Raw genomic sequence first — 24,110 nt, forward strand, 5'->3', positions numbered from 1 at the left:
CCAAAAACGCCTGATCAAAATCAGGCGTTTTTGTTTGAACCAATAGATTAATTATTGGCGAATTTGTCCGTCACCTAACACAATCCATTTTTGTGAAGTTAAGCCTTCTAAACCAACTGGGCCGCGGGCATGGATTTTATCTGTAGAGATACCAATTTCTGCGCCTAAACCATATTCGAAACCATCAGCAAAACGAGTTGAAGCATTAATCACGACTGAACTTGAATCTACACGAGCCAAGAACTGACGAGCCAAAGTATAGTTTTCTGTCACAATGGCATCAGTGTGATGTGAACCATATTTGTTGATATGGTCAATTGCTTCATCAATACCGCTAACCACTTTGACAGCAAGAATTGGCCCTAAATATTCGGTATACCAATCTTCTTCTGTCGCAGGTTTTACAGAGGCACCCAAAATACGGCGTGTCTCTGGACAACCGCGTAACTCAACTTGTTTTTCAGCATATAGTTCGGCAATACGTGGTAAGAAAACGTCTGCAATTTTTTCATCAACCAATAGCGTTTCCATCGCATTACAAACGCCGTAACGATGTGTTTTTGCATTTAATGTAATTGGTAAAGCTTTTTGCAAATCTGCTTGTGCTTCAACAAATACATGGCAGTTACCGTCAAGATGTTTAATCACCGGAATACGCGCTTCGTTAGTGACACGCTCAATTAAGCTTTTACCGCCACGTGGAACGATTACATCTACATATTCCGCCATGGTAATAAGATGACCAACAGCCGCGCGGTCAGAAGTGTTAATCACTTGAACTGAATCTTCAGGTAAGCCAGCAACTTTTAAGCCATGCTTAATCGCTTCAGCAATTGCTTTATTTGACTCGAGTGCTTCTGAACCACCACGTAAAATAATGGCGTTGCCAGATTTAATCGCTAAAGATGCAGCTTCAAGAGTTACGTTTGGACGTGATTCGTAAATCATCCCAACAACACCTAAAGGTACACGCATTTTTCCAATTTGAATGCCGGTGGGGCGGTATGCAAGATCAGTAATTTCCCCAATTGGATCGACAAGCGCGATCACATCTTTTAAACCTTGCAACATCCCTTTAAAGCGTGCGGGCGTAAGCTCAAGACGATCAAGTAAGGCACTGTCGAGCTGATTGCTACGACCTTTATCCATGTCGATTTGATTCGCCGCCAAGATTGCTGCCTGATTATTTTCTAAAGCAGTATAAATAGCAGAGAGTGCATGATTTTTTAGTGAGGTTGAAGCACTTGTTAAAACGCGTGAGGCCTCGCGTGCTTGTTGCCCAACTTTTTGCATATATTGTTCAATTGAATCTTGCATAGCATTTTTTAATCATTTACCAATGAGTAAGATAGTAGCAGTCAAATGCGGAACAATGAATGGCTTTTTTTGAAAAATGTGACCATCATAAAAAAACATTTAAATATTTTGCAAACTATTAGCGACTTAAACAAGATGAGCGGTCATTTCAGCGATTGCGTATATTTCAGACAATTGTTTAGAATGGACTTGTGCAATACAAACTAATACAAATTTTAAAGTTTTGTGCATAAAAGATTACGTGTTCAAGAAGGAACTCTTGCAGCATAAAAAAATTACAGCAAGGAGGAAGCAAGGATATGAATTCCATTATTCAAATGGATTCGGAGATCAACCAAGCTTATGCCGGTTTTGGCTTTTTCGATATCTACCATAGAGATAGTTTTAAACAACCTGCTCGTACAACATGGATTGACGGTTGGAAAATTGAATATATGGCAATTGCCGATCCTAAAACGATTCACAAAACGCCGATTGTGATTGTTGGTGGTGCTTTCCAGAATTTTAATTCTTATAAATATTGTGTTGAACAATTGTTTGAAAGTGGTCCGGTTATTTTAATTGACTTACCTTCAATGGGTGCAAATCAGCAAATTACCAATCGCGACACAGGAGTATCTGCGGGTACTTTAGAACTTCCTGATTTATCTGAAATGTTAGGACGTTGGTTAGATATCGTTGGAATACAAAAAGTTTCTGTAATGGGAATGTCTTTAGGGTCCGTGATTGCCTCTTGTTTTGCTCATCACCGTCCTGACCTGATGGATCGTATGATTTTGATGGGTGTTATGCAAAAGACCCGAAAAAGTTGGCGAATGATTTTGGAAGAATCCCTCAAACTCATGCAAGAAAACCGTATGGAAGAGTTTGGGCAAGCTGTTATTTTATATTTAGTTAATCATGCAAAATTAGATAAAACTCGTATGTCGCCAACCGCTAAAAAGTTATTTTTTAGACAAATGGCCGAGTTTACGGGGACTGAGCGAGAACGTTATGAAATTAACTGTAATCGCCTTTTGCGTTTAACAGATGTACCTATTCCCGAGTGCAAAACGCTAGTAGCAGCAGGGCAGTACGATAGTTTTACTTTGCCTCATGAAAATGCCAATTTTGCTTTGCAATGTCCTGATATGGAATTTGCACTTATTGCAAACGCTGATCATGTGCCACAGCTCCAGCGTCGTAAAGAAACCATGAGTTTGTTCACTTCATTCTTGAAGGGTGAATCTATCCAAAATCTGGATGGCATTATTCCTATGACACGTGAACAAATGCAAAACATGGAGCGCCGTGGTGAAGAGCGAGTTCCAGTTTTGCAACCGAACACTCAACTGAGCCACCGTGAATGTAAAACAGAAGTGCCAGTGACGATTGTGGATGTGACTTTCTTTGGGATGTATTTAAAAATGGATGATGTTTCGCAGCTTGATTTTGTGAATGATCATCCACGTGATTTGGCACTTAATTTAGAAGATGAAGAAGGTCGTTTTGCAATTGAGTGTTTAATCTTTGAAGCTACTGAACACGGAATCCGTGCTTTATTTAAACATGGCAGTTTTGAGCTTGCGGATCGTTTAAGTCGTTTTATTGTCCGTCAAAAACAAACTGCTTAATTAGGTTTTTATAAATGGAAGCTCGTTGATGTCGAGCTTCCATTTTTTATATTTATTATTTTATTTGAGCGTGAATAATCCAGACTAAATCGCCTAAATGCTCTTCATGGCTATCTTGAGAAACTTTCCCAAAAAATATTTGTGGCTGTTCAATAGTAACCTGCTCAAACTCTGTATCTTTAAAAAAGTCTTTCACTTCTTGTGGACTTTTAAAATGAAAACTAAACGAGCTTCGAGACATTAATTTCAATAATTTACTGCTATTCCAGATAATACTGGCAAGTTTGTTTTTAACTGGTTCAGGGTATAGGTCAGTTAAATAATGAAACTTTTTAAAAGAAGCACCATAGTGGCCAATCGATTGGATCAATTGTTTTAATAAATTTTTGTCGAAATAGTTAATCAAGCCTTCACTGATTACAACCAGTGGGCGGTTAGGGTCAAATACTTCAAATGCCTGTGCAAAAGCTTCTGTAAATAAATCAACTGATAAAACTTCAGGTGCATTTTTTTCAATTTGCTGTAACGCATTTTGTTTGGTTTGTGCCATATTGGGCAAATCAAGCTCCCGATAGGTAATAGAAGGGTAATGTTGTCTAAACCACCAGCCACGTGGCGACAGGCCACATGCTATTTCAAGCACCTGTAAATCAGGATTTTCTTGAATGAGTTGTTCTAAATGATGATCAAGCATGGTGTGGCGTTGTTTGAGCGTAGTGCGCATGCTACCGCCCACATATTTCTCTGCCCATGATTCTATCGGATGAACCAAATACGCTAGTGACTTGCCTTTCGTTGTGGCAAGTGCTTCATGAGAAATCCCCATTTGATACCAGATATAACCCGTATAATGGGCTGTAAAAGAGATATGGCGGTGTTTTGAAAGTTGTTGTGTCATTCGTCCTGAACTCGGTTTATTGTTTTTGTGTGATCTTAGTTGCCTAGGCGTTTATAAGACCTTGCACTGAAATTATGTCATTTAAGCTGACATACATCACGGCAGAGTTTTACTGTGTAAATGTTTCATTTCGGCAGTAACCTTCGGTTCGACCTACTTTTGTTTTGGCAAAAGTAGGCAAAACCTGAGGTACGAATAGCAAAGATTAATTATCTTTGCCGTACCGTAAAACGAAAGCTATGCTTGAGTAAATGCTATGCACTTCGTTTGTCTTGCGCAATGCGAAAGCGCTAACGCTTTTGCATTGCTCAGGTTGCGTATGACTTAATCGCGTATCAGATAGTGAATAGGTTTTTGTAGCCAATTAAAATTTTTACTAACTTAAATCGAATTTTTAAACTCTTCAATGGCTGTTTTGACAGCTTGCCACTCATTTCCAAGCGATAAGGTTTCACCGATCTGAATTTGTGGAATTTGGCCGCGCATGCGTTCTAAACGCTCTTGGTTTGGTAGCTCTAAATCTGTAATACCTTCAAGTGCTGTACAGGCTGCACTTCGGTCATTACATACCAGCCCCATGTCACACCCAGCCGCTAGAGCAGCTTGAATACGAGCATCTGCGCCACCTGCTACACATGCAGCCTGCATGCTTAAGTCATCAGAGAAAAGTACACCATCAAACTTCAAACGCTTGCGTAGAACTTCTTGAATCCAGAAAGGTGAAAAACCTGCTGGATTTGGATCAACTTGATCATAAATCACATGTGCAGGCATGAGCGCATCTAGCTGAGGCATAAGCTTAATGAAGCTCTGCATATCATGGTTGTAAATTTCGTCATAGCTACGACTGTCGATTGCGGCCGCAACATGCGAGTCAGCTTTTACTGAACCGTGACCCGGGAAGTGCTTGCCCGTATTTGCCATGCCGGCTTTTTTCATACCTTGCATAAATGCGCCTGCAAGTGGGGCAATATCATCAATATTTTTAGAGAAGCCACGGTCGCCAATCACGTCACTAATTGCATTAAGATCTAAAACTGGTGCAAAACTAAAATCGATGCCGACTGCAAGGACTTCTGTTGCCATTAACCAACCGCACTGTTCAGCCAGCTCAAGTGCTTTTTGAGGTTGAGTTAAATATAAATCCCCAAAACGGCCCATGGCTGGTAATAAGGTAAAACCTGATTTTAGGCGTTGAACTCGGCCACCTTCTTGGTCAACAGCAATCAAAATATCTGGGCGAATTTGACGCATATGGTCGGTTAAAGCACGTACTTGTTGTGGAGATTCAATATTTCGTGCAAATAAAATCATGCCACCGACTTGCGGAGCGCGTAATAGTTCAATATCTTCTTGAGTAAGTTCTGTGCCGGCGATGTCCAGCATCAATGCGCCAATCATATTGGTTCCATTTGAATTTTGATTGAAAAACAATAAGCGAATTTTGCAATGTTTTGCTACATTTTGTCAGTACAGAATATGATAAAACTACACGGTATAAACAATTTAGTTGGTTAAGATTTTGAATCTGCTTAGTTCATATCGAAAACAGAGCGTGTAAGATAGGAACACCCAAGGAAGTATTAAAAATTTATGAAACTTCAAACTATAGCTTGTGCAGTAGCGATCGCGACTGGCGGTTTATTCTTCTCTCATACGATGAATGAAGCGAGAGCGGCAACCAATACTGCTGCGGTTTCTCAATCAATCCAGCCAACGCAAGAACAGGCTTTGGTGGCTCGCCAACTGGCAACTTTAGTTGATCGTCAACATTATTTAAATATGCGTCTGGATGCGACCACATCAAATCGTATTCTGGATATGTATTTAGATAGTCTTGATCCAGATCACTCACTATTTTTAGATTCTGAAGTTCAAAATTATAAAAAACTATATGGTTCAAATTTTGGTGCTTCATTAAAAGCGGGGAATTTAACTGGACCGTTTGCAATTCATCAGCAATATCGTGAACGCTTAAAACAATTTTATGAGTTTATGTTAGCTGAGTTAAAACAACAGCAAAATTTAAAGCAGCCGAATAGCTATATTGAAGTTGATCGTGAAAAAGCACCGTATTTTAAAACGACTGCTGAGCAACAAAATCATTGGCGAAAAATGTTGGTTTCACAGTTAATCAACTTAACCATTAGCCGTGAAGAAGAGCAGGCGAAGCAAAAAGCGCTTAAAGAGAATCCTTCACTTGCAAATGGGCAAGACTTAACTGGCCCAGAAGATTTAACGCCAGCTCAAACGTTAACTAAACGTTATACGCGTCAGCTTGAAAGAATTAGTCGTGTGAAAAGCGATGATGTCTTGGATAAAACATTAAATGCAATGTTGGCGACCTATGATCCACATAGTAACTATTACCCGCCAATTGATGCGATAGAACTTAATCGCCAAACTACCTTGCAGCTTGAAGGTATTGGTGTGTCGATTCGTCCAGAACGTGGCAACGAAGATTACACCAAAATTGAAACCATTGTAGAAGGTGGCCCTGCAAGTAAGTCTGGCCAAGTGAAATCAGGAGATCGAATCATTGGTGTCGCCCAAGAAGGCGAAAAAATGGTTGATGTGATTGGCTGGACAAGTTCTGAAATTGTTGGACTCATTCGTGGTAAACGCGGAACAAAAGTCACGCTAAAACTTCTTGGTGCTGGCGCATCAATGAGTCAGGCACGTAACGTGACATTAGTACGTGATGTTATCCAAGAAGAAGATGCTGGTGTTCGTTCACGCACAGTTGAAGTGACACGTGATGGGAAAAAGCATGTGTTGGGCGTAATTGAAATTCCATCATTCTATTTTGACTATCGTTCACGTCGTGCGGGTAAACAATACCGTTCAGTTTCTGAAGATACTGCAAATGCTTTTGAAGCGCTAAAAGCGAAGAAAGTAGAAGGTATTATTATTGACTTACGTAATGACCCGGGTGGTTCATTAGAAGAAGTTGCACGTATGTTGGGGCAGGTGATTAAGTCTGGTCCAGTTGTACAAATTCGTGATGGCAATGGCAACGTAAGCGTGTTTGAAGATAACGATGGGGGGCAGCAAATTTATACAGGTCCACTCGCTGTATTGGTGAACTTGGCATCGGCATCAGCAAGTGAGATTTACTCTGCTGCAATTCAAGATTATGAGCGCGGTATTATTATTGGTAGTACAACCACTGGTAAGGGTACAGCTCAGGTACAACTTGATACTCTTGCATATGGTCAAGCGACTTTAACTCAGCGTAAGTTCTATCGTATTACTGGCGGTAGTACACAAAATAAAGGTGTAGTGCCAGACATTAAACTCGTCGATATCTATAACGAAGAGTTTGGTGAGCGTAAATCGAAGAATGCGTTGAAATGGGACACAATTCCTACTGCACCATTTAAGCGAGAAGGTTCTGTTCAACCTTATGTGACAAAGTTGTCTCAATTCTCTGAACAACGTGTTGGCAATGACGCTCAGTTTAAATATCTAAATAAACGTACTGCGATTGCTAAGGTAACGAGTGATCAGAAACAAGTGGTACTTGATATTGATAAGCGCCGTGCTGAATTACTTGGCTTAGAGAAACAAACTTTAGATGCAGAAAATGAACGCCGTGCTGCAACGGGTCAAAAGCCTTTTGCAAACTGGGAAAGCTATCAAGCTTCATTAGATGCTCTAGCTGAATCTCGCGCTAAAATGAAAGCATCGCAACGTCCAGCGTTACCAGAAGAAGAAACTTTTGTGACTGAAGCTGCTAATGTACTCATGGATTATGCAAAATTACAAAACCGCTAAGAGTTACTAGGCTTTAAGAAAAAAGCATGCTGTCATCAGTGTGCTTTTTTATTTTTCATGTCAGTAAACTGTCACGCATTTATCATCAAAATGTCAAAAAAACTGCTTAATCTTTAAGCATGAAAATAAATACATTGATGGATGGCGCTATGCAAAGTTCATACGCGACAGCACTATTAAAACAACAGCAACTTCCTGAAAGCTTCCAATTCTTTTTTAAACAAAAGCAGCAGCTATCCAATGCACATTCATTGCATGACTTGGTGCGCCCACGTTTAAAAATTGCGATTGTGACGGAAACTTGGCCACCCGAAATCAATGGTGTGGCACTTTCATTATTACAGTTATGCCAAGGTTTACAAAAACAGGGGCATAAGATTTTACTGATTCGCCCAGAGCAAAAAGCGAAATGTCATGACTTTACACCAGAGCAAGAATGTCTGGTGATGTCACAAGCTATTCCAAAATATCCAACTTTACAATTTGGTTGGCCACAATATTTAAAAGTATCGAAAGCTTTTGAAAAGTTTGTGCCAGATGTCGTACACATTGTGACTGAAGGGCCATTGGGTTTAACTGCCATGCAAGCTGCTAAGGCAAAAGCTATTCCAGTTTCGAGCGGCTTTCATTCACCATTTCAAGACTTTAGTCGATTCTTCGATTTGGCTTTTTTAGTCAAACCGATTCAAAAATACCTGTGCTGGTTTCACAATAACACTCAAGTAACTTGTGTGCCGAGTAAAGATACTCAAGAAGCATTACGTGGTTTCGGTATTACTTGTCCACTGGTTGTCGTTGGGCGTGGCGTAGATACAACCAGATTTTCACCGAAGCATCGCTCTGAAAATTTACGAAAGCAATGGGATGCTGATGAGAATACCCGCGTTATGCTGTATGTAGGGCGTTTATCTCCCGAAAAAGAAGTGCAAGTGCTCATTGAAAGTTATGCCAACTTACAAACCATTCAGCCACATAAAACTAAATTAGTTATTGTTGGAGATGGCCCGGATTTTGCTCGTTTAAAGTTACTGCCTGAAGCGAAGAATGTTATCTTTACCGGAAGTCTGAGAGGGCAAGATTTGGCGGCTGCCTATGCGAGTGCAGATGTATTCGTATTTGCGAGTCAAGTTGAAACGTTTGGTAACGTAGTTTTAGAGGCAATGGCAAGCGGTTTACCAGTTATAGCGTATGATTATGCATGTGCACATCAATACTTAACACATGGTGTGAATGGCTGGTTAAGCCCACTTGGACAAAAAAACCACTTTATACAACAAATTTATCAGCTTCCTTCGGTACAACAACTTAGAGAAATGGGCGTACAAGCCTGTCATAAAGTACAGCAAAGCGGTTGGCAACTTCCGGTTCAGCAATTGGAGCAGGCATTTTATCAGGTAGTGAAGGAGCCCTCGTTGGACTTCACCTAAGTATCCTAAAATAGGAGAATGACCATGAAATTTAAGAATGCAAAAATAAAAATACTCGATTTAGATTTGAGAGGCTGTTTATATCTGAACAATTTCTCTCACTCACAGCGCGTTGCCCTTTTTTTCAAAATTATCAGTCGTGTTGGTGATGGGCCATTTTGGTATCTAATGTTAGCAATCGTATGGGGTATGCAAGGCATTAACTATAGCTTGCAGATCATCTACTTGTTATTAGGTGGTTCAGTTGGCACAGCAATCTATAAATTTTTAAAACACAAAACAACGCGACCACGTCCTTATCAGGTGCATCAGGTAATTGTACTTGGTGAAAGACCACTTGATCACTTTAGTTTTCCATCAGGTCACACGCTTCATGCGGTCATGGTGACAATTGTATTGGGTTACATCCAGCCAGTTCTGCTTGCAGCCATGTTCCCATTTATGGTGCTTGTCGCTTTGTCTCGTATGGTACTGGGTCTTCATTACCCAAGTGATGTGATTGTTGGTGCGCTAATTGGTGCAGCGGTTGCGGCTACGATTATTTTTGTGGCGCCATTATTGAACATTGCTTTATAAGCATCGGTAATTTTTATCAGCTTAAGCTATCGATTAGGTTTGTGGATTTGCTAAAGTACACAGTTCGTGATTTAGCAGATTAAACAGATAGGAGCCGCTATGGGCTTACGTTGGACAGATACGATTGATATTGCCATTGAATTGTCAGAAGCACATCCAGAAGTTGATCCGCAATGGATCCGTTTTACCGATTTACATGCATGGGTGTGCGCATTGCCAGACTTCAGTGATGACCCAAATAAATCGACAGAAGGATTGTTAGAAGGCATTCAGATGGCCTGGATAGACGAAGTTCGCTAAAAACAGTAGAAAAAATCGCAACTTTTACACATTCAAAGCTGATTATTGCCTATGACATCGGTATAATGCGGCAAATTTTTTAAAGTTTAAATCTTAAAATAAAGGAGCCACTCATGGCTATTGAACGTACTTTGTCTATCGTAAAACCTGATGCAGTGTCTAAAAACCACATCGGTGAAATTTTTGCTCGTTTTGAAAAAGCGGGTTTAAAAATTGTTGCGACTAAAATGAAACACCTTTCTCAAGCTGATGCTGAAGGTTTCTATGCTGAGCATAAAGAACGTGGTTTCTTCGGTGACTTAGTTGCATTCATGACTTCTGGTCCAGTTGTTGTATCTGTTCTTGAAGGTGAAAACGCAGTTCTTGCACACCGTGAAATCTTAGGTGCTACAAACCCTAAAGAAGCTGCTCCTGGTACTATCCGCGCTGACTTCGCTGTAAGCATCGACGAAAACGCTGCTCACGGTTCTGACTCAGTTGCTTCTGCAGAGCGTGAAATTGCTTACTTCTTTGCTGACAACGAGATCTGCCCACGCACTCGTTAATCGAAAGCATTCAAACCAGATAAGTGGTATACTACTTATCTGGTTTTTTTATTCTCTTAAGAGAATATTGTTTGATTCTTGAACAATATCTTCAGTTTTTTTGACATGGTTTAGGTAAATACACATGAGTTCTGCAGTGGTCGTTTCATCTGAAAATCTTGATGGACAGCAGCAATCTTCGTCCACGCCGGTAATCCCTGCTGCCGAAAATAAAGTGAATTTACTCGGCATGTCTCGTCCTGAGTTAGAAAAATTCTTTGAAGATATTGGTGAGAAGAAGTTTCGTGCCGGACAGGTCATGAAATGGATACATCAATACTTTGTTACTGACTTTGCTGAAATGACCAATATTTCAGGCAAATTACGTGCGAAGCTTGAACAGATTTGTGAAATTAAAGCACCTGAAGTGGTTCACCGTCATTACTCAAAAGATGGTACACGTAAGTGGGTGTTTCGCGTAGGTGAGGGTGCAGGTTCTTTAGTTGAAACTGTATTAATTCCTGCCGAAGATAAAACTGGGTTACGTAAAACGCTTTGTATTTCCTCTCAAGTGGGCTGCGCATTAGATTGCTCATTTTGTTCAACAGGTAAACAAGGTTTCCAACGTGATTTAACGCCAGATGAAATTATTGGGCAACTCTGGATGGCAAACTACTCTTATATGGAAGAAGTGCCTGTTGCTGAGCGCGAACGTTCAGTGACCAATGTTGTGATGATGGGCATGGGTGAGCCATTGCTCAACTATGATGCCGTATTAAGCTCAATGCAGATTATGCTTGATGACTTTGCTTATGGCATGTCAAAACGTCGTGTGACTTTATCAACTTCAGGTGTTGTACCAAAAATTGATCAACTTGCAAAAGACATTGATGTGGCTTTAGCCATTTCTTTACATGCGCCAAACGATGAATTACGTAACGAATTGGTACCTATTAATAAAAAATATCCATTGGCTCAGTTAATTGCAGCATGTCAGCGTTATATTGCCAAAGATGGTAATGAAAGTACGCGTAAACATGTGACTATTGAATATGTGATGTTAGAAGGCGTAAATGATCAGCCTGAACATGCACAGCAAATGATTAAATTATTAAAAAATTTACCAAGTAAAATTAACTTGATTCCGTTTAACCCGTTCCCGCATGCGCCATATGGTCGCTCAAGCCGAAATCGTATTATCTCGTTCCAAAAAACTTTGTCTGATGCGGGATTTGTGTGTACGATTCGTCAAACACGTGGTGATGATATTGACGCTGCATGTGGGCAGTTGGTGGGTCAAGTGGCTGACAGAACCCGTCGTGCTGAACAGTGGCAGAAAAAAGTCACACAGCGTCAAGAGATTTTGCGGACACAAGGATAAATTGAGGGCAGGCTTTGAGTATTCCAAAGTTAAAAACGGTTTTATGTATGGGGATTGCAGTTGCATTTCTGGTAAGTGGTTGCCAGACAACGCATACGCAAAAAAAAGACCCTGAGAAAGCGGTAAAGGTGCGTACACAACTTGCTGCTGAACATATCCGTTCGGGTGACTTGGACTCAGCAAAGCGAGCTCTTGATCAAGCTTTAAGTGTAGATAGCCGCGATGCTACTGCAAATATGATGATGGGTATTTTGCTACAGCAAGAAGGTAGCAAATCCAATTTAGAAAAAGCAGAACATTATTTTAAAAGAGCAATTTCATCTGAACCGGATAATGCTCAAGCACATAATAATTATGGTACTTATTTATATCAAATGGAGCGTTATAATGATGCGGTTGAGCAATTTCGTATTGCTGGCGCAACATTAGGTTATGACCAACGCTATCAGGCATTAGAAAATCTGGGGCGTATTTATTTAAAATTGGGTGATGTTGCGAATGCTGAAAAAACATTCAAACAAGCACTCCTTGCTAACCGCGACTCTTATATTTCAATGTTAGAGTTAGCGGAAATTTTTTATTTGCAGCAGCAGATTCCGGCTGCTACACAAATGTATGAGCAATATGTTCGTACAGTGGGGCAGAAAAATCAGGGTGCAAGAGCACTTTGGATTGGTGTAAGAGTGGCTCGAGCCAATGCGGATAAAATGGGAATGCAAGTGTTAGTAAACCAGTTACGTGCTTTGTTCCCGGAAAGTCCAGAATATCAACGTTATTTGCAATTACAGTATAGTACTGAGGCCGTATGGAAATAAATCCTAATTCACAGCAGCCAACTGGCTCAAGCTTACCGACTTCTGCTTTAGGAAATATTCAACGTCCTGGTGAGTATTTACGTCAAATTCGAGTTGCTCAGAATAAAGAGTTAGGGCAAGTTTCTTCAGATTTAAATATGCCGGTTAAGACCTTGACCGCTTTAGAGCAAGATGACTATAAATCATTGCCGGAAGCGACTTTTATTAAGGGTTATTACCGTTCATATGCAAAATATTTAAATACGGACGCGACGGCAATTATTCAGCGTTTCGATGAGATTTATGCAAATGATACTGGGCTGTTACCAAATCATGCCTTAAATAATTCGCCAATTAAAATCATGGGTAAACTCCCGGGTTCTAATAGTGATCGTAATAAGAAATGGTTAAAGCGCGCACTTCTTGCTGTTGTAATTCTTGCTGTTGTGTCATTGCTTGTTATGGGTGTCCAAAAATGGACTTCAAAGAAAGAAGATGCTGATTTACCTAAAGTAAATCAATCGAATGTTGAAGTTTTACCTATGCAAGGGGCTACCACCTCAACAGTGGGTGATCAATTGGTGTTAAACTTTAACCGACCAACTTCTGTTCATATTGTTGATGCAACAGGTAAAGTTTTGGCGACAGGTCGTCAGTCATCAACTTTAAACTTAACTGGTGAGTCTCCATTCCAGATTCGTCTTGATGATGCAACGGCTGTGTCATTAAGTCTAAACCAAGAACAGATTTCATTGTCTCCATATACGGTAAACGGTAAAGCAGAATTCCGTTTATCCCGCTAATACCATGAGTTGAGCGATACAATGATAGAGAACCCAATTAAACGTCGACCAACACGTAAAATCCGTGTTGGTTCGGTGTATGTCGGTGGCGATGCACCTATTAGTGTGCAAAGTATGACAAATACCGAAACTTGCGATGTCGATGCAACCGTTGCTCAAATCGAGCGTTGCGTTGATGCAGGTGCTGATATTATGCGTGTTTCGGTCCCATCTATGGAGGCTGCTGAGGCATTTGGTGCGATCCGTAAACGTGTTTCAGTTCCATTGGTGGCTGATATTCACTTTGACCATAGAATTGCTCTGGCAGTTGCAGACTATGGTGCAGACTGTTTACGTATTAACCCAGGCAATATTGGCTCAGACCAGAAAGTGCGTGAAGTCGTTGCTGCGGCGCGTCATCATGGCATTTCTATGCGTATTGGGGTCAATGCGGGTTCTTTAGAAAAAGATTTACAAAAGAAATATGGCGAACCTACAGGTGAGGCGCTGCTTGAATCAGCACTACGTCATATTGATATTTTAGATCGTCTCAACTTCCATGAATTTAAAGTCAGCGTAAAAGCATCAAATGTGTTTTTAACCATGGATGCTTATCGTTTACTTTCAAAGCAAATTGATAACCCATTACATCTAGGTGTGACTGAAGCTGGTATTTATCGTACAGGTACTGTGAAGTCGGCGATTGCCCTTGGCGGATTGTTGATGGAAGGTATTGGCGATACGATGCGTATTTCGCTTGCCGCCGAACCGGAAGATGAAATCAAGATTGGTTTTGATATCTTAAAATCACTAGGACTTCGTTCTAACGGTATTAACTTTATTGCTTGCCCAAGTTGCTCTCGCCAAGAATTTAATGTTATTCAGGTAATGCAAGCATTGGAAGAGCGTTTAGAAGATATTCGTACTCCAATGGATGTGTCGGTAATTGGCTGTAAAGTAAACGGCCCAGGTGAAGCAAAAGAAGCCGATATCGGGGTCGTTGGGGCTGCGCCTCGCTCATTGGTTTATCGTAATGGTGAAAAAAGCCATTTAATCGATACCGATCAATTGGTTGATGAAATCGAAACTATGGTTCGTCAACGTGTCCAAGAGCTTGAAGAAGCTAAATCTAAAGAAATTATTCGTAGTTCATCATGAGTTCAATCGTCGCAATCAAAGGTTTTAATGACATCTTGCCAACGCAAACAGTAGCGTGGAGACGTCTCGAGCAACATTTAGCATCTTTAATGGATGCTTATGGATATCAACAAATTCGTTTGCCGATCGTTGAACAAACGGGCTTGTTTAAACGTGCTATTGGTGATGCTACCGATATTGTTGAAAAAGAAATGTATACCTTTTTTGACAAAGGTAATCCACCAGAGTCATTAACCTTACGTCCAGAGGGTACTGCAGGTTGTGTTCGTGCTTTGGTTGAACATAATTTGTTGCGCGGTGCTACGCCACGCGTGTGGTATATGGGACCTATGTTCCGTTATGAAAAACCACAAAAAGGACGTTACCGTCAGTTCCACCAATTTGGTGTGGAAACTTTCGGTGTTGCGACTCCTGATATTGAAGCTGAAGTTATCTTGATGACAGCTCGATTATGGAAACGTATGGGCGTTGATCACATGGTTCAACTTGAGTTGAATACTTTGGGTGAAAAAGATGAGCGTACAGAGTATCGTAATGCTTTGGTTGCGTTTTTAAATGAGCATAAAGATGCGTTGGATGAAGATTCACAGCGCCGTTTAACAACGAATCCACTACGTATTTTGGATTCTAAAATTGAATCGACTCAGAAAATTCTGGAAAATGCGCCGAAATTATATGACTTTTTGAAAGAAGATAGTTTAAGTCACTTCCAACAATTACAAGACTATTTGACTGCTGCGGGTGTTAAATTTGTCATTAATCAAAAATTGGTGCGTGGTCTGGATTACTACAATAAAACCGTTTTTGAATGGACAACAACTGCACTTGGTTCGCAAGGTACGGTGTGTGGCGGTGGTCGTTATGATGGTCTTGTTGGTCAGCTAAAAGGTAAGCCAGATCAATCTGTACCTGCTGTTGGCTTTGGTATGGGGATGGAGCGTTTATTGCTTCTGGTTGAGCAAGTTGAACAGGCTCAAGTTATTCGTGATTGTGAAGTCTTCTTGGTTGCAGAACCTGCTTATCAAACTAAGGCTTTGATTTTAGCGGAACAATTACGTGACCAGTTAGAAGCTGAAAATAGCAGTATTCGAATCAAAACAGGTTCACAAGGCAGTATGAAGAGTCAGATGAAAAAAGCTGATCAGGCTGGGGCTGTTTACGCCATGATTTTAGGTGAGCGTGAATGGGAAGCACAGCAACTTGCTATCAAAGAGTTAGCAACAGCTGAGCAGTCTCAAGTTGCGCTGGCTGAGCTTGTACCATTCTTAATCGAAAAATTTACAAAATAAACTGAAACATCTGGAAAAGGACAATCACATGAGTGTAAGTGATGAAGAACAATTCGACAGCTTAAAGTCGTTCGCCAAAAAATATGGTTCTGCCATGATTAGCGGGATTCTCATTGCATTGATTGCCTTTTTTGGGTGGGAATATTGGCAAAAAAGAAATCTTGCGAGCAGCCAGACAGAAACTGCAAAAGTACAGCAGTTAATGGATGAGGCAAATGCAAGTGCTGATAATCCTAATGCTTTAACTTCGGTAACTGCATCGGCAGATAAAATCGTAAAAGATGATATCGATTCTGTTCAGGCAATACAGACTCAGTTTGTATTAGCAAAATTAGCCTATGAAAAACAGGATTATGCTGCTGCTGAAAAAGCATTGAAGAAAGTCGAAAATTCAAAAGTAAAAGATGAAGGTTTGATTCAGGTTGTAAAATTGCGTTTAGCAGATGCACAATTGGCGCAAAACAAATATGATGAAGCACTAAAAACCTTGTCTGGTAACGTCGATCCTGCATTTAAAGCAACAGTAGAAGAGTTACGTGGTGATATCTTTGTTGCTAAGAAAGATGTTGATTCTGCTAAAAAAGCGTATCAGGCAGCATGGGATTCGTTACTGGAACGTAAACAAGAACGACAAATTTTACAAATTAAACTCGAAAGTGTTGGCGTTTTAGTTGAAGATCCACAGATTGAGCGCCCAATTTTGGAAACACAGGTGGAAGAGTCTTAATGAATCAGAAATTCAAACTGCCTTTGGCAATTGCAATCGCATCAGCTGTACTGGTGGGATGTTCTAGCAACAAAGTAAAAGAAGCAAAACCAAATCCACTACCGAAATTGACTGAGTCGAAAAAGACTCTAGTACCCGTGTTTTCGCGCAGTGTTTCTTCTACTGATAAGGCAGATCCGTTACGTTTGCAGCTTGATGCAAGTGAGGGCGTGGTCTTTACGCTTGACCCAAAAGGTGAAGTCGCTGCATATCGTGGCAAGCAACGCATTTGGGAGAAAAAAGTCAGCAAATTAGGCTTGAGCTCTGGTGTTGAAGCTGCTGAAGGAATTGTTGTTGTTGGCAATAGTAAAGGTCAACTTTTTGCTTTAGATCAGGCAACAGGTGAACAAAAGTGGACTGCGCAGTTATCTGGTGCACTATTAAGTCCTTCTTTAGTTCAGTCTGGACGCGTTATTACCATTGCAAACGACGGTACTGTATTTGCGCATGATGCTGCTTCAGGTCAGCAAGTTTGGACGTATAAATTACCAAATGTCCAATTTAGTTTGCGTGGTCAAGCATCACCAGTGAGTCTTGATTCGCGTACTGTATTAATCGCATCTGCAAATGCGTATGTGTATGCAATTGATACGATTAGTGGTATTCCACGTTTCCAACGTCGTGTTGCGGTAAGTGAAGGCCGTTCTGATATTCAACGTTTGATTGATATCGATGGTGATCCTACTGTTGCTGGACAGTTTATGGTAACTACTAGTTTCCAAGGACAAGTGACTGTAACTGATCTAGCTTCGCAACGTGTAGTTTGGAGTGAAGACTCAAGCAGCACGAAGCGTCCAGAAGTTTATGACAATAAAGTATTTGTTTCATCAACTGATGGTAAGTTAACTGCTTATGATTTAACGACAGGCGAACAAGTTTGGCAAAATGATAGTTTATTAAACCGTCATTTAAGTAACCCTGTTGTGTTGGGATCGGACCTTATTGTTGGTGATTTAGATGGCGTATTACATCTTGTTGATCCTGCAACAGGTAAGTTGATTGGTCGTTCAAAAACAAGTGGTGAGGTCAATACATTACGTGTTATTGAGAACCAACTTTACGTTTCGACCAGAAAAGGCGATTTAAGTATTTGGCAGAATCGTTAATTTCGTTTGCTTGTGCTAAAATAGCCGCTTAACAAATTACGCTGTTAAAAAAATATCGGGGTGTTTGAATTAAATCAGTTCAAAGCCCCGTCTTTTATTATGGTCATATCTGACCTTAAAATATATCTCCTGTATTGTTTCTAATGCTCATGCCATGAGATATGGCTGGTCTTGAATTAAGGTTATTGTATGAAACCCGTTATTGCGCTCATTGGTCGTCCGAATGTCGGAAAATCAACGTTATTTAACCAGATTACCAAGAGTCGTGATGCACTTGTAGCCGACTTCGCGGGTCTGACTCGTGACCGTAAATATGGTGATGCGACTTATCAAAATAAGTCTTTCATTGTTGTTGATACTGGTGGTATCGGTGAGAGTGAAGGCGGTATCGATAACTACATGGCCGAGCAGTCAAAAACAGCGATCAATGAAGCAGATATTATTATTTTTGTGGTTGACGCTCGTGCGGGATTATTAGCTTCTGATGAGCAAATTGCTCGTGAACTACGTACTTTAGGCAAGAAAATTTATCTTGTTGCGAACAAGGTAGATGGTGTTCATGCTGAAGCAGCTTTGGTTGAGTTCTATAAACTTGGTATGGGTGAACCATTACAAGTTGCCGCTAGCCATGGTCGTGGCGTACAGCAAATGCTGGAAGATGTACTTGCAGAAGTTCCAGAAGATGAAAATCCAGAAGAGCATGACAAAGATACTGGCTTACGTTTAGCAATTATTGGTCGTCCTAACGTTGGTAAGTCAACACTGGTCAACCGTTTGCTTGGTGAGGACCGCGTGGTGGCATTTGACCAACCAGGTACAACGCGTGACTCTATTTACATTCCTTTTGAGCGTGAAGGCCGTAAATACACTTTAATTGATACAGCCGGTGTGCGTCGTAAAGGTAAGGTTGATGAAATGATTGAGAAGTTCTCAATTGTTAAAACTTTGCAAGCAATGAAAGATGCACATGTTGTCGTGGTTGTAGTCGATGCGCGTGAAGGTATTGTTGAGCAAGACTTGCATTTAATTGGCTATGCGCTTGAAGCTGGTCGTGCCATGGTTATTGCCATCAACAAATGGGATAACATGTCTGAATATGACCGCAAGCAATGTAAGCTTGATGTTGAACGTCGTTTTGACTTTATTCCATGGGCAAAAATTCATTTAATTTCTGCTTTACATGGAACTGGGGTAGGTGATTTATATCCTTCTATCCACCGTGCTTATGAGTCTGCGAACTTAAAAGTATCCCCAGCTAAATTGACTCAAATTTTGAGTGATGCGACAGAAGCTCATCAACCGCCAATGATTAGCGGTCGTCGTATTAAAATGCGTTATGCGCATATGGGTGGACAGAACCCACCAACTATTGTGATTCATGGTAATAAGGTTGATAAGACACCTGCCGATTATCGCCGTTATTTAGAAAACGTGTTCCGTAAAGTGTATAAACTTGAAGGTACACCAGTTCGTATTGACTTTAAAACTTCTGAAAACCCGTTTGAAGGTCGTAAGAGTCAGGTTGATGAACGTACTGCTGCACGTCGCCGTCGCTATATTCAGAAATTCAAAAAAGCGGAAAAGAAATTTAATCGTTAATCTATGTAAATGTAAAAAAGCCCAAAGTATTCTTTGGGCTTTTTATTATATGGTTTAATAAGTTATTGGTATTTTTTATACTAGCTTTAGTCCCTCATGGGGTGGATTTAGAAAAATGAATAATAGGAAAATTGAAGTCTATACACAGGCATTATCTCAACTTCTTTTAAAGTCTAAACAAGATTTTCCAGACTTCCGTTCATTTAATCATTATAAAAAACAACAAATACAGAATGTCAGAAATAGACTGATTGCAGAGAAACTACAACTCAATTCAATGGAATTGGAGTTTGCCAAGCATGAACATGGCAAACCTTATTTAGCGAAGCATACTTTGCATTTTAATCATTCACATAGCCAACAATATTATGCTTTAGCGCTGAGTGAGCGAGTTAAAGATATTGGTATAGATGTTGAAGAGCTTGATCGTAAAGTACGTCTGGATAGTCTGGCACAACATGCTTTTCATCCTGATGAATATGCAACGTGGCAAAGTCTAGAACAAGATAGAGAATATTGGTTTAAAGTCTGGACGACTAAAGAAGCTGTTTTAAAAGCATCGGGTCTTGGTATACGTTTAGATTTAAATACCTTAAACACCCAAGCACATCCTACAAATCAGGGCGGATTATGTTCGCATGAGCTTATTGGGACATTTGCCTACCAAAACTTTGTGTTTGGTAATATGATCTTAACAGTCGCATGGCGTTCAGAACAATCATGCCGTGGATTCCAGTTTCCTTCTATTCAGATTCATTCACTTGACCGTTAAATCTAAATTACTCCCATAAAAAAACCGCGAATTACGCGGTTTTTTGAGTTTAGGGTAAGCTATAAAATTAAGCTTGACCTTCAACAGCAGCAGCTTGAGCACGTTGCATGTTTGCTTCGAACTCTGCATCAAAGTTGATTGGAGTAAGAAGTAACTGTGGGAAGCTACCTTTAGTTACTAAATCATTTACAGCTTCACGCAAGAACGGGAACAAAATATTCGGGCAGTATGCGCCTAAAATATAAGGTAAACGCTCTTCTTCAATGTTGTCGATCAAGAAAATACCTGATTGAGTTACATCTACAATGAACGCTGTTTCGTTGTCGTTATCGGCTTGTACCACAACTTTTAAAGAAACTTCAAAGTGAGTTGGGTCAATCTTTTCTGCAGCAGAAGACAGATTGATATTAAGTTCAGGTTGCCATTGTTTAGTAAAAACCTGCGCCCCTGGAACCTCAAAAGAAATATCTTTTGTATAAATACGCTCTAAAGCTAATTGTGGTTGAACTTGTTGTTCTTCGCTCATTGTTTTTTCCTTAATATGGATGCGATGTTAAGCCAATAATTCGTCGAGTTTACCTTCACGCTCTAAAGCATAAAGTTGGTCAAAACCACCGATAAACTGATCGTTAATGAAAATTTGTGGGACAGTACGATGATTTGTGCGTTGCATTAATTCAACACGTACTTCTGGTGCTTCAACAGAAAGATTTACTTCTTTATAAGCAACACCTTTACGCTCAAGTAACTGTTTAGCACGAACACAATACGGGCATACAGAAGTTGAGTAAACAATGACATTTGCAGCCATGATAATTCTCCTTAAGCTTTTGGTTTGCTTTTAACAAGAGGTAAGCCTTGTGCTTTCCAGTTACTGATACCACCATCAAGACGATAGCTATCGTGGTGAGCAACTTTTTGCAAAGCACTTCCAGCAACTTGCCCCAAGTTGCAAATAAATACCAATGGACGGTCACTTGCTTTTAATTCGTCAGCATGACTTGCGATTTGGCTATACGGAATATTGCGACTGCCACTAATGTGACCTTCGCGGAAATCTTTGCTATCGCGTAAGTCAATCAAAAGAGCATTTTTCGCTTTCACTAAAATACCAAGCGACTGTGGAGAAATTTTACGACCATTACGTTGACCTTCAAAAATGAAGAACAAAACGATCAAGACTCCGAGCGTACCAAACAAAATGGGGTGATTCCCCATAAACTCTAACCAGCGTTCCACAAGTCACCTAAAAAAATTAAAAAACAAAATTGACCTAGAGTATAGCCTATATAGATGGTGATCAAAATCACCACTTCAAGGGCAAATAGGGCAGAAAATCAGTTTTTTTGCTGTGCTTCTTGAATCTCATCGATTAAACGCAAAAAGCTATCTAAACGTCGTGGCAAAATTTCACCCGCTTCAACGGCCTGTTTTAGCCCACAATTCTTTTCATGAGTATGTGTGCAATTACGGAACTGGCAAGATCCTAGATGTGCGGCAATGTCTGGAAAGCCCATACGAATTTTTTCTAAATCGAGATGCCAAAGCCCAAACTCGCGAATTCCGGGAGAATCAATTAAGGCACCATTTTTACCGAAGTTGATTAAGCGCGTAGAGGTTGTCGTGTGTTGTCCAAGTGCTGAGTTTTCAGAAATAACATTGGTTTTTTGCTCTGCATCTGGAATGAGCACATTAATTAAAGAGCTTTTTCCTACGCCTGATTGCCCTACAAATGCTACGGTTTCACCATCTAAACGCTCAGATAAAGCAGAGATATCTCCCTTCTTGGACTGACAAATCATTACCTCATAACCCAAGGTTTTATATTCTTCTAATAGGGTAAGAATTGGGTCATTTTCAGTGAGTAAATCAGACTTATTGAGGACCAAAAGAGCAGGAATGTTTGCATCTGCACAAGCAACTAAATACCGATCAATTAACGTTGGAGCTGGTTCAGGAAGCGGTGAAAATACAATCACAATCAAACTGATATTCGCGGCCACTGGTTTAACTTTGTGATAGCGGTCAGGGCGGGTAAGTAAAGAGGTGCGTGGGTGAATGGCTGTAATAATGCCTAAACCTGTATTTGGGTCTGCCTGCCATTTAACACGATCACCAGTTACAAGTAACTCAAGATTAGTTCGAGTATGGCAACGCCAAACACTATTGAGCTCGATCGGCTTCCAGAATGGTTCTGGTTCTCCTTCGGCAACTTGTGGTTTTTCTGGGTGATGCTTAGGTACAGAGAGGGCCTGTACTTCAAGTTGACGGCCATAGTGTTGTACAACGAGTCCATCTAGATCCTGTGAAGTATCGATCTCTTCTTGGCGAGTTTTATGCTGTTTTTCAATACGACGTTGCTGTTGTTCAGTTAAACGACGCTTACGAATTAAAGCCATTCATATCCCAAAAAAACCATTGTTTGAAGACCGCAAAAATAGCATGAAGCAGCTATAGAATTACAGCGCGGAAGCAAGAAATTTGCTACTATTGATGTTTTTACGGCATTTTAGAACGTACATTCATGAGCAGTACTTTAAATACACGATTAATTTGGATTGATCTGGAAATGACCGGATTAGATACCGATAATGACCAAATTATTGAAATCGCAACAATTATTACAGATGATCATTTAAATGTACTTGCCGAAGGTCCAGTTTTGGCTATTCATCAACCTGATCGTATTTTAAATGCAATGGATGAATGGAACACTCGTCAACATGGGCAGTCTGGACTAATTGAACGAGTTCGTCGCAGTAAATTAACAGCTCGTGATGCTGAGTTACAAACTTTAGAATTCCTAAAAAAATGGGTGAATCCAAAAGTTTCACCAATGTGCGGTAACTCGATTTGTCAGGACCGCCGTTTCTTACACCGTCTTATGCCTGAACTTGAGCAGTATTTCCACTACCGTAATCTTGATGTATCTACGGTAAAAGAGCTTTCAAAACGCTGGCGCCCTGAAATTATGAGTGGCCTGAAAAAGAATGCATCACATTTGGCAATGGATGATATTCGTGACTCAATTTCAGAGTTGAAATATTACCGCGAATATTTCTTTATTATGAATACTGATGGTAAAGATTGATTACATTGTAGACGTGATATGAAAGGAGGCTTATGCCTCCTTTTTTATTGTATAAAGGACATTGTTACAATAATGCCAATTGCTTAATTTGGCTTTCATATTCATTTTGCTTAAAATGATGTTTTAAATTTTTATTATAAAAAGAGAGCATTTATGCAAAGTAATAACCCGATACTGACTCGCGTTGAAATGGTCAGTGACTATAGTCAACCGATGACTGTGCAAGGTGCGATTCAAAAATCTGTTATGTTGACGGTCATTGCAGCTGCGGTGGGTGTCGCTTTATTTTTCTATGCAGCCTTTACTGCAAATGTTGGTATTGCTTACGCAGCTTCAATTGTGGGTGCAATTGGTGGTTTGGTTTTAGCTTTAGTTACAACCTTTAAACCAACGACTGCGCCAACCTTGGCAATTCCGTATGCCTTATTTGAAGGGGCTTTTTTAGGTGGTATTTCGTTTACTTTCCAGTTGAAATACCCAGGTGTTCCACTTCAGGCTTTATTAGCGACCTTTGTCACCACTTTGGTGATGTTTGGTTTATATAAATTCCAAATTATTCGCGCAACTGAAAAGTTCAAGTCAGTTGTAATCTCTGCATCTTTAGCTATCTTTATTGTATTTATCGTGCAGATGGTCATGCGTTTAGCTTTTGGTTCAAGCGTTCCTTATATTTTTGAAAGTAACTGGTTAGGTATAGGTTTTGCTGCATTCGTCGCAGTCATTGCTTCACTTAACCTGATTTTAGATTTTGATTTAATCGAAACTAATGCAGCATATCGTGCACCAAAATTCATGGAATGGTTGTGTGGTATCGCATTACTTGTAACTTTAGTATGGATGTATATTTCTTTCTTACGCTTACTGGGCTTATTGTCTGACGACTAAGATTGAATTCATCTAGAAGTCGCTCCTTATCAGGAGTGATTTTTTTCGTGCGATT

The 24,110-nt window shown here is 40.2% G+C and carries 24 protein-coding genes; 17 read left to right on the forward strand and 7 right to left on the reverse strand.

All coding sequences use genetic code 11. The features are described 5' to 3' along the window. Positions 1 to 51: 51 nt before the first annotated feature. Positions 52 to 1,317, reverse strand: coding sequence for a glutamate-5-semialdehyde dehydrogenase (gene proA, locus MKX14_RS11400; protein ID WP_032005603.1), 1,266 nt, complete (start codon positions 1,315 to 1,317; stop codon positions 52 to 54). 299 nt (positions 1,318 to 1,616) lie between these two features. Here proA and MKX14_RS11405 point away from each other — a divergent pair, with 299 nt between their 5' ends. Further along, entirely contained in the window at positions 1,617 to 2,930 is a 1,314-nt protein-coding gene (locus MKX14_RS11405; RefSeq protein ID WP_240282475.1) for an alpha/beta fold hydrolase, read from the forward strand. Positions 2,931 to 2,985: 55 nt separating this feature from the next. Here MKX14_RS11405 and MKX14_RS11410 read toward each other — a convergent pair whose 3' ends face one another. Together MKX14_RS11410 and nagZ are read right to left on the reverse strand one after the other, a co-directional pair. Then, the gene (locus MKX14_RS11410) at positions 2,986 to 3,828 is read right to left on the reverse strand and encodes a class I SAM-dependent methyltransferase (RefSeq protein ID WP_240282476.1); all 843 of its coding nucleotides are present in this window, start codon (positions 3,826 to 3,828) and stop codon (positions 2,986 to 2,988) included. Positions 3,829 to 4,209: 381 nt separating this feature from the next. After that, the gene (gene nagZ / locus MKX14_RS11415) at positions 4,210 to 5,229 is read right to left on the reverse strand and encodes a beta-N-acetylhexosaminidase (protein WP_240282477.1); all 1,020 of its coding nucleotides are present in this window, start codon (positions 5,227 to 5,229) and stop codon (positions 4,210 to 4,212) included. Between the two features lie 192 nt (positions 5,230 to 5,421). Here nagZ and prc point away from each other — a divergent pair, with 192 nt between their 5' ends. From prc to MKX14_RS11485, 14 genes are all read left to right on the forward strand, one after another. Next, on the forward strand, positions 5,422 to 7,605 hold the full coding sequence (gene prc, locus MKX14_RS11420; protein WP_240282478.1) for a carboxy terminal-processing peptidase: 2,184 nt from the start codon (positions 5,422 to 5,424) through the stop codon (positions 7,603 to 7,605). 137 nt (positions 7,606 to 7,742) lie between these two features. Beyond that, positions 7,743 to 9,032, forward strand: a complete 1,290-nt coding sequence (locus MKX14_RS11425) for a glycosyltransferase family 4 protein (protein ID WP_240282516.1) — start codon at positions 7,743 to 7,745, stop codon at positions 9,030 to 9,032. Between the two features lie 24 nt (positions 9,033 to 9,056). After that, on the forward strand, positions 9,057 to 9,608 hold the full coding sequence (locus MKX14_RS11430; RefSeq protein ID WP_005066176.1) for a phosphatase PAP2 family protein: 552 nt from the start codon (positions 9,057 to 9,059) through the stop codon (positions 9,606 to 9,608). Between the two features lie 99 nt (positions 9,609 to 9,707). Beyond that, entirely contained in the window at positions 9,708 to 9,908 is a 201-nt protein-coding gene (iscX, locus tag MKX14_RS11435) for a Fe-S cluster assembly protein IscX (protein ID WP_004698764.1), read from the forward strand. Between the two features lie 113 nt (positions 9,909 to 10,021). Continuing rightward, positions 10,022 to 10,453: a nucleoside-diphosphate kinase gene (gene ndk / locus MKX14_RS11440; protein ID WP_000963851.1), complete on the forward strand. Its 432-nt coding sequence runs from the start codon at positions 10,022 to 10,024 to the stop codon at positions 10,451 to 10,453. Between the two features lie 124 nt (positions 10,454 to 10,577). Then, positions 10,578 to 11,813, forward strand: coding sequence for a 23S rRNA (adenine(2503)-C(2))-methyltransferase RlmN (gene rlmN / locus MKX14_RS11445; RefSeq protein ID WP_002115097.1), 1,236 nt, complete (start codon positions 10,578 to 10,580; stop codon positions 11,811 to 11,813). A 14-nt stretch (positions 11,814 to 11,827) separates the two neighbouring features. Continuing rightward, on the forward strand, positions 11,828 to 12,628 hold the full coding sequence (gene pilW, locus MKX14_RS11450; protein WP_185140055.1) for a type IV pilus biogenesis/stability protein PilW: 801 nt from the start codon (positions 11,828 to 11,830) through the stop codon (positions 12,626 to 12,628). Beyond that, entirely contained in the window at positions 12,619 to 13,410 is a 792-nt protein-coding gene (locus tag MKX14_RS11455; RefSeq protein WP_002114935.1) for a helix-turn-helix domain-containing protein, read from the forward strand. The genes pilW and MKX14_RS11455 overlap by 10 nt, the downstream gene beginning before the upstream one ends. Positions 13,411 to 13,431: 21 nt before the next feature. Further along, entirely contained in the window at positions 13,432 to 14,547 is a 1,116-nt protein-coding gene (ispG, locus tag MKX14_RS11460) for a flavodoxin-dependent (E)-4-hydroxy-3-methylbut-2-enyl-diphosphate synthase (RefSeq protein ID WP_002115078.1), read from the forward strand. Next, positions 14,544 to 15,836: a histidine--tRNA ligase gene (hisS, locus tag MKX14_RS11465; RefSeq protein ID WP_017482039.1), complete on the forward strand. Its 1,293-nt coding sequence runs from the start codon at positions 14,544 to 14,546 to the stop codon at positions 15,834 to 15,836. Before ispG ends, hisS begins: the two co-directional genes overlap by 4 nt. A gap of 28 nt (positions 15,837 to 15,864) precedes the next feature. Further along, positions 15,865 to 16,563 carry a YfgM family protein gene (locus MKX14_RS11470; protein WP_002114884.1) on the forward strand — a complete coding sequence of 233 codons (699 nt, stop codon included), beginning with the start codon at positions 15,865 to 15,867 and terminating at the stop codon, positions 16,561 to 16,563. Then, on the forward strand, positions 16,563 to 17,708 hold the full coding sequence (gene bamB / locus MKX14_RS11475) for an outer membrane protein assembly factor BamB (RefSeq protein WP_240282479.1): 1,146 nt from the start codon (positions 16,563 to 16,565) through the stop codon (positions 17,706 to 17,708). The genes MKX14_RS11470 and bamB overlap by 1 nt, the downstream gene beginning before the upstream one ends. 189 nt (positions 17,709 to 17,897) lie before the next feature. After that, a complete protein-coding gene (gene der, locus MKX14_RS11480; protein ID WP_005066184.1) occupies positions 17,898 to 19,307 on the forward strand; it encodes a ribosome biogenesis GTPase Der in 1,410 nt (469 codons plus the stop codon). Positions 19,308 to 19,422: 115 nt separating this feature from the next. Then, the gene (locus MKX14_RS11485; RefSeq protein WP_240282480.1) at positions 19,423 to 20,079 is read left to right on the forward strand and encodes a 4'-phosphopantetheinyl transferase family protein; all 657 of its coding nucleotides are present in this window, start codon (positions 19,423 to 19,425) and stop codon (positions 20,077 to 20,079) included. Between the two features lie 67 nt (positions 20,080 to 20,146). Here the strand turns inward: MKX14_RS11485 and secB are convergent, their stop codons facing one another. From secB to rsgA, 4 genes are all read right to left on the reverse strand, one after another. Then, positions 20,147 to 20,605, reverse strand: a complete 459-nt coding sequence (secB, locus tag MKX14_RS11490) for a protein-export chaperone SecB (protein WP_002115005.1) — start codon at positions 20,603 to 20,605, stop codon at positions 20,147 to 20,149. Between the two features lie 27 nt (positions 20,606 to 20,632). Further along, a complete protein-coding gene (gene grxC / locus MKX14_RS11495; RefSeq protein WP_002114715.1) occupies positions 20,633 to 20,890 on the reverse strand; it encodes a glutaredoxin 3 in 258 nt (85 codons plus the stop codon). An 11-nt stretch (positions 20,891 to 20,901) separates the two neighbouring features. Then, the gene (gene yibN / locus MKX14_RS11500; RefSeq protein ID WP_000443006.1) at positions 20,902 to 21,318 is read right to left on the reverse strand and encodes a rhodanese-like domain-containing protein; all 417 of its coding nucleotides are present in this window, start codon (positions 21,316 to 21,318) and stop codon (positions 20,902 to 20,904) included. 98 nt (positions 21,319 to 21,416) lie between these two features. Beyond that, positions 21,417 to 22,478, reverse strand: coding sequence for a ribosome small subunit-dependent GTPase A (gene rsgA / locus MKX14_RS11505; protein WP_240282481.1), 1,062 nt, complete (start codon positions 22,476 to 22,478; stop codon positions 21,417 to 21,419). A 125-nt stretch (positions 22,479 to 22,603) separates the two neighbouring features. Here rsgA and orn point away from each other — a divergent pair, with 125 nt between their 5' ends. After that, on the forward strand, positions 22,604 to 23,170 hold the full coding sequence (gene orn / locus MKX14_RS11510; protein ID WP_000099436.1) for an oligoribonuclease: 567 nt from the start codon (positions 22,604 to 22,606) through the stop codon (positions 23,168 to 23,170). Positions 23,171 to 23,323: 153 nt separating this feature from the next. Beyond that, entirely contained in the window at positions 23,324 to 24,055 is a 732-nt protein-coding gene (locus MKX14_RS11515) for a Bax inhibitor-1/YccA family protein (RefSeq protein ID WP_240282482.1), read from the forward strand. The last annotated feature ends 55 nt before the right edge of the window (positions 24,056 to 24,110 follow it).

Origin of the sequence: Acinetobacter pittii (assembly GCF_022449185.1) — a bacterium.
Classification (GTDB): Bacteria; Pseudomonadota; Gammaproteobacteria; order Pseudomonadales; family Moraxellaceae; genus Acinetobacter; species Acinetobacter pittii_I.

Coding starts and splice junctions, on each gene's coding strand:
- proA (WP_032005603.1), bottom strand. CDS start 1,317: ATGCAAGATTCAATTGAACAATATATGCAAAAAGTTGGGCAACAAGCA.
- MKX14_RS11405 (WP_240282475.1), top strand. CDS start 1,617: ATGAATTCCATTATTCAAATGGATTCGGAGATCAACCAAGCTTATGCC.
- MKX14_RS11410 (WP_240282476.1), bottom strand. CDS start 3,828: ATGACACAACAACTTTCAAAACACCGCCATATCTCTTTTACAGCCCAT.
- nagZ (WP_240282477.1), bottom strand. CDS start 5,229: ATGATTGGCGCATTGATGCTGGACATCGCCGGCACAGAACTTACTCAA.
- prc (WP_240282478.1), top strand. CDS start 5,422: ATGAAACTTCAAACTATAGCTTGTGCAGTAGCGATCGCGACTGGCGGT.
- MKX14_RS11425 (WP_240282516.1), top strand. CDS start 7,743: ATGGATGGCGCTATGCAAAGTTCATACGCGACAGCACTATTAAAACAA.
- MKX14_RS11430 (WP_005066176.1), top strand. CDS start 9,057: ATGAAATTTAAGAATGCAAAAATAAAAATACTCGATTTAGATTTGAGA.
- iscX (WP_004698764.1), top strand. CDS start 9,708: ATGGGCTTACGTTGGACAGATACGATTGATATTGCCATTGAATTGTCA.
- ndk (WP_000963851.1), top strand. CDS start 10,022: ATGGCTATTGAACGTACTTTGTCTATCGTAAAACCTGATGCAGTGTCT.
- rlmN (WP_002115097.1), top strand. CDS start 10,578: ATGAGTTCTGCAGTGGTCGTTTCATCTGAAAATCTTGATGGACAGCAG.
- MKX14_RS11455 (WP_002114935.1), top strand. CDS start 12,619: ATGGAAATAAATCCTAATTCACAGCAGCCAACTGGCTCAAGCTTACCG.
- ispG (WP_002115078.1), top strand. CDS start 13,432: ATGATAGAGAACCCAATTAAACGTCGACCAACACGTAAAATCCGTGTT.
- hisS (WP_017482039.1), top strand. CDS start 14,544: ATGAGTTCAATCGTCGCAATCAAAGGTTTTAATGACATCTTGCCAACG.
- MKX14_RS11470 (WP_002114884.1), top strand. CDS start 15,865: ATGAGTGTAAGTGATGAAGAACAATTCGACAGCTTAAAGTCGTTCGCC.
- bamB (WP_240282479.1), top strand. CDS start 16,563: ATGAATCAGAAATTCAAACTGCCTTTGGCAATTGCAATCGCATCAGCT.
- der (WP_005066184.1), top strand. CDS start 17,898: ATGAAACCCGTTATTGCGCTCATTGGTCGTCCGAATGTCGGAAAATCA.
- MKX14_RS11485 (WP_240282480.1), top strand. CDS start 19,423: ATGAATAATAGGAAAATTGAAGTCTATACACAGGCATTATCTCAACTT.
- secB (WP_002115005.1), bottom strand. CDS start 20,605: ATGAGCGAAGAACAACAAGTTCAACCACAATTAGCTTTAGAGCGTATT.
- grxC (WP_002114715.1), bottom strand. CDS start 20,890: ATGGCTGCAAATGTCATTGTTTACTCAACTTCTGTATGCCCGTATTGT.
- rsgA (WP_240282481.1), bottom strand. CDS start 22,478: ATGGCTTTAATTCGTAAGCGTCGTTTAACTGAACAACAGCAACGTCGT.
- orn (WP_000099436.1), top strand. CDS start 22,604: ATGAGCAGTACTTTAAATACACGATTAATTTGGATTGATCTGGAAATG.
- MKX14_RS11515 (WP_240282482.1), top strand. CDS start 23,324: ATGCAAAGTAATAACCCGATACTGACTCGCGTTGAAATGGTCAGTGAC.